Annotated in this window: 1 protein-coding gene; it reads left to right on the top strand. The window is 71.2% G+C overall.

Annotated features, from left to right (window positions below; translation table 11 throughout):
- Positions 1–262 precede the first annotated feature (262 nt).
- A complete protein-coding gene (locus A6V29_RS06675; protein WP_137159586.1) occupies positions 263–1,315 on the top strand; it encodes an IS110 family RNA-guided transposase in 1,053 nt (350 codons plus the stop codon).
- Positions 1,316–1,338: the final 23 nt, after the last annotated feature.

The raw sequence follows: 1,338 nt of genomic DNA on the forward strand, positions 1-1,338 counted from the left end.
GATCAGGTGACTGTGAGGCTGGCCGGGTCGGTCGCTTGGTGATGGGCTGATAGCCGGCAGCGGTGGGTGTGACTCTTCAAGTGACTGGCCTTGTGCCTTCATCGGGACTTGTCCGCTCGCTGCTGCCGGCACCGGCCCGGCCGGAGACGTTGGCCTGATCAGGAGCTTGACCGCCAGTGGCTGCTGGCGTGTCCCGTCACAGTCCTGCCATCTCCGTACCGGACCGGACCTGCTGCGTCCCCCCGGTCAAGGAGAAGAACGCATGTCCATGCTGGCAGACCTGGTCGAAGTCGTCATCGGCGTCGACACCCACAGCCAGACGCACACCGCCGCAGTCCTCGACGCCCGCACCGGTGCGGTCCTGGCCGGCATCACCGTGCCCGCCGACCCCGACGGCTACGCCGAACTGGTCGCTCTGGCCGAGCAACACTCCGGCGTGCGGGCCTGGGCGATGGAGGGCACCGGCGGCTACGGCGCCGGCCTGGCCCGCCATCTGGCCGCCGCCGAGGAGATGGTCGTCGAACTCGACCGGCCCAAGCGCCCAGCCCGCAAGGCGGGTGCGAAGTCCGATCCGATCGACGCCGAACGCGCCGCCCGTGACGCGCTGGCCCGCACCCGGCTGGCCCGGCCCAAGACCGGCCCGGAGCGGGCCGCGCTACAGATGCGCCTGACCGCCCGACGAGCCGCGGTGGAGGCTGCCACCACCGCCCAGCGGCAGCTGCTGGCGATGGTCATCACCGCACCGGAGGCGGTGCGCGCCCGGTTCCGCGGTCAGAACACCCGCGCTGTCATCGACACCGCCGTCGCGCTGCGGCCCGGCGCCAGCACCGGCGATATCGAGACCGTCACCGCTCTCACCGTTCTGCGTGACCTGGCCCGGCGCATCCGTTTCCTCCAGACCGAGGCGCTGGATCACGAGAAGGCCATCCGCACCATCGTGCGGTCCTGGCGCCCAGACCTGCTCGAGCTCACCGGAGTCGGCCCGATCGTCGCGGCCACCGTGCTCACCGCCTGGTCCCACCCGGGCCGCTGCCGCAACGACGCCGCGTTCGCCATGCTCGCCGGCGCTGCCCCGATCCCGGCGTCCTCGGGCAAGACCGTCCGCTACCGGCTCAACCGATCCGGCGACCGCCAACTCAACCGCGCCCTGCACACCACCGTCCTCACCCGCCTGCAACGAGACGCACGCACCCGCGCCTACGCCGAACGCCGCCGCACCGAAGGCAAGACCGACCGCGAGATCAAACGCTGCCTCAAGCGCTACATCGCCCGCGAGCTCTACCGCCGCCTCGAATCACCACCGATCCCGGCTTGACGCGTCATAGGAGCGTCCTGATC

It is taken from the genome of Blastococcus sp. CCUG 61487 (assembly GCF_005222955.1).
In the GTDB taxonomy this organism is placed as follows: Bacteria; Actinomycetota; Actinomycetes; order Mycobacteriales; family Geodermatophilaceae; genus Blastococcus.

What these genes read in the sequence shown, in the direction of transcription:
- A6V29_RS06675 (WP_137159586.1), top strand. Translation starts at nt 263, where the DNA reads ATGTCCATGCTGGCAGACCTGGTCGAAGTCGTCATCGGCGTCGACACC.